Source organism: Arenibaculum sp. (assembly GCF_035998295.1).
Taxonomy (GTDB): Bacteria; Pseudomonadota; Alphaproteobacteria; order Azospirillales; family Azospirillaceae; genus DASYHS01.
In genome coordinates this window covers 1-6839 of sequence record NZ_DASYHS010000275.1, presented here as the reverse complement: position 1 = coordinate 6839, position 6839 = coordinate 1, and the positions used below count along the sequence as shown (strand labels likewise).

Below are 6839 nucleotides of genomic sequence, written 5' to 3'. Positions count from 1 at the left end.
TGCGTCAGGACCCAGTAGGCGGCGTGCATGGCGACGAGCGCCGCCAGGCCGCCGAGCGTCCAGCCGAAGGCGGCGCTGCCGGCCGGCGTCGCGAGCAGGAGCGCCAGGACCGCGACGATGCCCAGGACCTCCCCGAAGCCCCCGACCGTGAAGCCGGGATAGTAGATCCTCTGGACGGCCAGGTAGGTGTCCTTGTCCAGGCGCAGCTTGCCTGGAAGCTCCAGCGCGTGGGCGAGGGCCAGCGCCATCGCGACGGATGTCAGGACGACGCTGGCGACCTGAAGGACCAACAGCATGCGGCAACTCCCTGTCGGGGTGAAAGCGTGTGGCGGTAAGATCGTCGACGTATCTCTATATACGACGTATATGTACGGTGTACGTAACAGTCCGGGGAGGAAACCGTTTTATGCCGCGGGAGGGACGGGGCGGACGGGCGGGCCGGGTGCCGCTCAGCCGCGCGCGGGTTCTGGAGGAGGCGATCGTCCTTCTCGACCGCGACGGGCCGGACGCGCTCAGCATGCGGCGGCTGGCGGACCATCTCGGCGTCAGCCCGATGGCGCTCTACAACCACGTCGCCGACAAGCAGGACCTGCTGCGCGGCGTCGCGCGGGAGATCATCGGGCGGATGGCCGTTCCCCGCGACCATCCGGACTGGCGCGAGCGCGTCAAAGCCTGCTTTCGCGAACTAAGGCGCGTCTGCCTCGCCCATCCCGGCGTCGTGCGCCTGATGGAGACGGCCGGGGTGGCGCCGCCCTCGGTGTTCGAGCCGATGGAAGCCACCCTGGAAGCGCTCGACGGCATCGGCATGGCCCCGCAGGACGCGCTGCGGGCCTATTTCCTGCTGACGAACTTCACGCTGGGCCAGGTATCCTACGAGATCCGCGGCCCCTTCGACGACCTGGACCCGATGCGCGCACTCGGCCGCGGGCGGCCGGGCGATGCGGGCTTTCCCCATGTCGAACGCGCGTCGGCGGCCGGGCGATGGGACTTCGACGCGGCGTTCGAGTTCGGCCTGGCCGTGGTCGTGCGGGGCCTGGAACTCATGGAAAGGCGATCTTCTCGATGATGGCGGGCCGATGAAGGGGGGACGCGGCGGCATCCGGCGCGTGGTGAAGGTAGCGGCGCTGGCCGTATCCTGCCTCCTGGCGCTCGTGCTTGCGAGCTTCGCGCTGCCGGTCGAGACGTGGCGCACCGGCGAGCTGCCGGCTCCGCCGCTGGACGTCGTCCCGGGCGGGCCCGAGGTCCGCCTGCCGCCGCGCGTGTGGATCGATACGGACGCGGCCTGCGGGACGGGCGAGCGCAACGACCCCGACGACTGCTTCGCCCTGCTGCTGCTGATCGCCCGCACGCCGGGCATCGAGGTCGTCGGCGTATCGACCGTCTTCGGCAACGCCCCGCTCGCCGACACCGACGCCGTCGCGCGGGATCTCCTCGCACGCCTTCGCGGGGTGGGAGTGCCGGTCCCGCCGGTCCATACCGGCGCGTCCGGCCCGACGGGGACGCGGGGCGGCGCCGGGGAGACGCCCGGGGCGCGCGCCCTCCGGCATGCGATGGAGGAGGGGCCGCTGACCATCGTCGCGCTGGGGCCGCTCACCAACCTGGCCGAGGCGGTGCGCGGTGCCGGGCCGCTGGCCGGGCACCGGCTGGTCGCGGTGATGGGACGGCGGCCGGGGCACCTGTTCCACCCCGCGGAGGGCGAGGGCGACGGCGTGCTGTTCGGGCACGGCCCGGTCTTCAGCGACTTCAACTTCGCCCAGGACCCGGAGGCGGTCCGCCAAGTCATGGCGACCGACATTCCGGCGACCCTCGTCCCCTACGAGGCCGCCCGGTCCATGACGATCACGGCGGACGACCTCGCCCGCCTGGAGGCGAGCCCGGAATCGGCCTGGGTGGCGGAACGGGCAGGGGGCTGGCTCGGGTTCTGGGACGACATGGTCGGCATCGGCGGCTTCTATCCCTTCGACCTCGCCGCCGCGGTCTACGTCGCCGACCCGACCGCGCTGGACTGCGCGGCGGCGCATGGGTCGGTCACCCGGGACGAGAAGCTGCTGCTGTTCCCGCGGCACCCGCTGGCGCTTCTGGTCGGGCCGGAGGCGAGGGCGGACACGCGGCCGGTCATCTACTGCACCGCGATGCGCCCCCGGCCGTCCGCCGGGATCGTCCCGCTGCTGGCGGGCGTGTCCGGCCGCTGACGGGCCGCGCTACCGCTGTCCGCCGCCCTGCCGCCCGGCGAGGAAGGCTAGCACCGCCCCCGCCGCCAGGGCCGCGGCGCCGATGGCGAACAGCGCCGGGTAGGACTGCGTCGCCGCGAACAGGAACGACATCGCGTAGGCCGCCGCCGCCTGGGCGACCGCGAAGGCGGCGGTCATCCAGCCCCAGATCCTGCGGTGGGAGGTGCCACCCGCCAGTTCCAGGGCGCGTCCGCTCACGACGACGACCATGCCCGGCGTCAGCGCCCCCGCGACCATGCAGGAGAGCCCGAGCGCGGCCGGGCCGGTGGAGAGAAGGGGCAGCGCCACCGCCCCGGCCTTGGCCAGCAGCGCCGACGCCAAGGCGAAGCGGAAGCCGATGCGGTCGGCGAGCGCCCCGGCCGCGACCGGCCCCACCATCGCCCCGAGGCCGAACAGCATCCAGTAGGCGCCGCCGGTCTCCAGCCCGAGACCGAGCCCGCGGGCGATGAAGTCGACCACGAACACGGTATGGGGGACGAAGCCCACCGCGTCCGCCGCATAGGCGGCCAGGAGCATGAGGATCGCCCCCGACACCGGCCCCGATACCGGTCCCGATACGGCTTTCGATGCCGGGGCCGGCGCCGGGGCCGGCCCCGGTGCAATGGCCGGCGCGGGGGGCGGCGCGAGGGTGGAGACGCGGTCGGCGGACGGCCAGCGCGTCCAGAAGGCGGCCGTCAGGGCGAGGGAGATCGCGGCCAGCGTCGCCCAGGCGGCGGTCAGGCCGAAGGTCTCGACGACGAGCGGCACGATCGTCCCCGACAGCGCGATGCCGACGCCGATGCCGGTGAAGACGAAGCCGCTCACCTTGCCGCGCCGCTCGGCCGCGGTCCGCGCCATCAGCAGCGGGGCCACCAGCACCATCAGCAGCGACCCGCAAACCCCCGACGCGAAGCGCCAGAGCGCGAACCACGCGAACGGCGCCGGAAAGGCGCAGGCGGCGAAGCTGGCGGCGGCGACCAGCATCGACCAGCGGATCACGGGGGTGGGGCCGAGGCGCAGCGCGACGCGGTCGGCGGCGACCGCGCCCGCGAGATAGCCGGCGAGGTTGGTGGCGCCCAGAAGCACGGCGTCGGCCGGCCCGAACCAGTCCGCGAGCACCAGGGCGGGGATCAGCGGCGTGAAGCCGAAGCGGGCGAAGCCGATGCCGATCAGCACGCCCGAGAACCCCGCGAGCGCGCGGCCCCAGTCGGCGCGGTCCAGCCGCGCCGACCGGGGCCGCGCCGCGCCGGCGCCCATGGTCACGACATCCAGCCGGGGAACAGGTTGCGCAGCCCCGTCGCGATGATCTCGACCGCGACCGCCGCCAGCAGCAGCCCGAACAGGCGGTTCAGGATGTTGAGCCCGGTGCGCCCCAGCCGCGTGCCGATCGGCTCCGCCATCCGCAGCGCCGCCCAGGCGAGCCCGCAGACGGCGGCGATGCAGCCGATCACCAGCAGCAGATGGCCCCAGCCCTCCGCGCGCTGGGCCTGGATGATGACGGTGCTGATGGCGCCGGGCCCGGCCATCAGCGGCAGGCCCAGCGGGACGACGCCGACGGCATCCCGCTGCTCGGCCTCGTCCTTCTCGCCGGGCGTCTGCTGCACGCGGCTGACCTGCGCGTTCAGCATGGACAGGGCCATCAGCAGCAGCACGATGCCGCCGCCGACCCGGAAGCTGTCGAGGCTGGTGCCGAGCAGGCGCAGCAGCAGGTCGCCCGCGAAGGACGAGAAGACGAGCACGCACAGCACCGTCAGCGCCGCCCCGTCCGCCGTGCGCGCCTTGTAGGCGTGGCTGCGCCCCTCGGTCAGGCTCAGATAGATCGGGATGGCCGCGAAGGGCGTCAGGATCGCGAACAGGGAGATCACGAAGCGGGTGTAGTCGGACCAGACCATGGGGGATAGACTGCGTGGTGTGGAGGCGCCCCATGGGGCCGTCCGCGGCGCGGCGGCGCCCGGCAGGCGTTCGGGATTGCCGCTGGAAATGTACCTTCGGACGGCGTATAGCGGGAAATTATTTCGCGGGTGCGCGAAGAACGAGGAGTGGTGCAATGGCCGAACGCTGGAGCCCCGACAGCTGGCGCTCGAAGCCCGTCAAGCAGATGCCGGCCTACGCGGACGCGGACAAGCTCGCGGCCGTGACCCAGCGCCTGTCGAGCTACCCCCCGCTCGTCTTCGCCGGCGAGGCGCGCCGGCTGAAGTCGGCGCTGGCCGACGTGGCGACGGGCAACGGCTTCCTGCTCCAGGGCGGCGACTGCGCCGAGAGCTTCGCGGAGTTCCATCCCAACAACATCCGCGACACGTTCCGCGTGCTGCTCCAGATGGCGGTCGTCCTGACGTTCGGCAGCGCCACCCCGGTCGTCAAGCTCGGCCGCATGGCCGGCCAGTTCGCCAAGCCGCGCTCCTCCGACACCGAGGTGCTGGACGGGGTCGAGCTGCCGAGCTACCGCGGCGACATCGTCAACGGCTACGACTTCGAGCCCGAGGCGCGGCGCCCCGATCCCGAGCGCATGATGCAGGCCTACAACCAGTCGGCCGCGACGCTCAACCTGCTGCGGGCCTTCGCCCAGGGCGGCTATTCCGACCTGCACAAGGTCCACCAGTGGACGCTCGGCTTCGTCGACCGCTCGCCCGCCGGCGAGCGCTACCGCGGCCTCGCCGACCGGATCGACGAGACGCTGGCCTTCATGGCGGCCTGCGGCATCACCGCCCAGACGACGCCGCAGATCCGCGAGACCGACTTCTTCACCAGCCACGAGGCGCTGCTGCTGCCCTACGAGCAGGCGCTGACCCGGATCGACAGCACGACCGGCGACTGGTACGACGTGTCGGCCCACATGCTGTGGATCGGCGACCGGACGCGCCAGCCCGACCATGCCCATGTCGAGTTCCTGCGCGGGGTCAAGAACCCGCTCGGCCTCAAGGTCGGCCCGACCACCGATCCGGACGAGCTGATCCGCCTGATCGACGTGCTGAACCCCGCCAACGAGGCCGGCCGCCTGACCCTGATCGCGCGCATGGGCCACGAGAAGGTCGAGAGCCTGCTGCCGCCGCTGATCCGCAAGGTCAAGGCGGAGGGGCGCGTGGTCGTGTGGTCGTGCGACCCCATGCACGGCAACACCGTGAAGTCGGCCTCGGGCTACAAGACGCGCCCGTTCGAGCGCATCCTGGCCGAGGTCCGCGGCTTCTTCGCGGTCCACCGCGGCGAGGGCACCCATGCCGGCGGCGTCCATTTCGAGCTGACCGGCCAGGACGTAACGGAATGCACCGGCGGCGCCCAGGCGATCACCGACCAGGCGCTGTGCAGCCGGTACCACACGCATTGCGATCCGCGGCTGAATGCGAGCCAGGCCCTGGAGCTTGCCTTCCTGATCGCCGAAAGGCTGAAGGAGGAGCGGACCGCGCTCGACCGCGCGCGGCGTTCGGCCGCGGCGGAGTGATGGAGTAGGACATCTTGGCCGACGATACGGGCAGAGCGCTGCCGTCACCTTCTTCCGCCCATCCTTCTTCCGGCTACCCTTCTTCCGGCCACCCTTCTTCCGGCGACGTGGCGCGCTGGACCGACACCTACTTCCTTCGCACCAAGGCGACGGTCGGACGGTTCGGCGACAAGCGGGTCACCTACGCGGTGTTCATGCGCCGCCCGGTGATCGCGGCCCTCCGGCTGGCGGTGGACTGGCTGGAGGCCGTCGCCCGCGAGCGCGGCTTCGAGATCGAGATCGAGCAGGTCTACCGCGAGGGCCAGTGGGTCGGCGCGGGCGAGCCTATGCTGTACGTCACCGGCTCGTTCTTCCACCTGAGCGACATCGAGACGATCCTGCTGATGAAGCTGGGGCCGGCCTGCGTCGCCGCCTACAACGCCTTCACGATGTGCGCGGACCTGCCCAAGGCGGCGTTCCTCGCGATGGACGCGCGCCATTGCGCCGGGACGGAGATGGCCGAGGCGATGGCCTATGCCGCCTCGGTCGGTTCCGCCCGCGCCCGGCGCAAGGTCGGCGCGGTCGGCTTCGTCGGCAACGCGACCGACGCGACGGCGCATTACTTCGGCAACGAGAAGGGCATGGGGACGATGCCCCACGCGCTGATCGGCTATGCCGGCTCGACGTTGCGCGCCGCCGAGATGTTCCACGAGACCTTCCCCGACCAGAACCTGACGGTGCTGGTCGACTATTTCGCGCGCGAGGTCTCCGACAGCCTGGAGGTGTGCCGCCGGTTTCCCGAGATCGCGGCGTCGGGCCGGCTCTCGGTGCGCCTCGACACGCCGGGCGGGCGCTTCGTCGAGGGGCTGGACCCGCCGGGGTCCTACGCCGTGCTGGAGCGCCACGTGCCCCAGGCCGTGCGCGGCTACCGCGACGAGACGCAGCTTCGCTACCTGATCGGCACCGGCGTCTCGGCCGCGGCGGTCTATCACCTGCGCGAGACGCTGGACGAGGCGGGGTTCGACAAGGTCAAGATCGTCGCCTCGTCCGGCTTCGGCCCGGCCAAGTGCCGCGTCTTCGCCGAGGCCCAGGCCCCGGTCGACGTGGTCGGCACCGGGTCCTACCTGCCGGAGCGCTGGACCGAGACCTATGCCACCGCCGACATCGTCGAGTATGACGGCGAGCCGCGGGTCAAGGTCGGCCGCGAGTTCCTG

7 protein-coding genes are annotated in these 6839 nt (G+C 72.1%); 4 read left to right on the top strand and 3 right to left on the bottom strand.

Going from position 1 to position 6839, the window contains the following annotated elements:
* Positions 1–296, bottom strand: a 296-nt coding sequence (locus tag VGO20_RS25800) for a hypothetical protein (RefSeq protein ID WP_327505279.1), incomplete at its 3' end; no start/stop codon positions are given.
* Between the two features lie 110 nt (positions 297–406).
* On the opposite strand from VGO20_RS25800, the gene VGO20_RS25795 reads away from it, so the two are divergent.
* Together VGO20_RS25795 and VGO20_RS25790 are read left to right on the top strand one after the other, a co-directional pair.
* Positions 407–1066, top strand: coding sequence for a TetR/AcrR family transcriptional regulator (locus VGO20_RS25795; protein WP_327505278.1), 660 nt, complete (start codon positions 407–409; stop codon positions 1064–1066).
* Between the two features lie 10 nt (positions 1067–1076).
* Entirely contained in the window at positions 1077–2192 is a 1116-nt protein-coding gene (locus tag VGO20_RS25790) for a nucleoside hydrolase (protein WP_327505277.1), read from the top strand.
* A 9-nt stretch (positions 2193–2201) separates the two neighbouring features.
* Here the strand turns inward: VGO20_RS25790 and VGO20_RS25785 are convergent, their stop codons facing one another.
* Positions 2202–3467, bottom strand: coding sequence for a YbfB/YjiJ family MFS transporter (locus tag VGO20_RS25785; protein ID WP_327505276.1), 1266 nt, complete (start codon positions 3465–3467; stop codon positions 2202–2204).
* A gap of 2 nt (positions 3468–3469) precedes the next feature.
* Entirely contained in the window at positions 3470–4102 is a 633-nt protein-coding gene (locus VGO20_RS25780) for a MarC family protein (protein WP_327505275.1), read from the bottom strand.
* A 155-nt stretch (positions 4103–4257) separates the two neighbouring features.
* Between VGO20_RS25780 and VGO20_RS25775 the strand changes: the two genes are divergently transcribed.
* Both VGO20_RS25775 and VGO20_RS25770 read left to right on the top strand, forming a co-directional pair.
* On the top strand, positions 4258–5646 hold the full coding sequence (locus tag VGO20_RS25775) for a class II 3-deoxy-7-phosphoheptulonate synthase (protein ID WP_327505274.1): 1389 nt from the start codon (positions 4258–4260) through the stop codon (positions 5644–5646).
* Between the two features lie 107 nt (positions 5647–5753).
* A partial coding sequence (locus tag VGO20_RS25770) for a nicotinate phosphoribosyltransferase (RefSeq protein WP_327505273.1) occupies positions 5754–6839 on the top strand: 1086 nt, incomplete at its 3' end.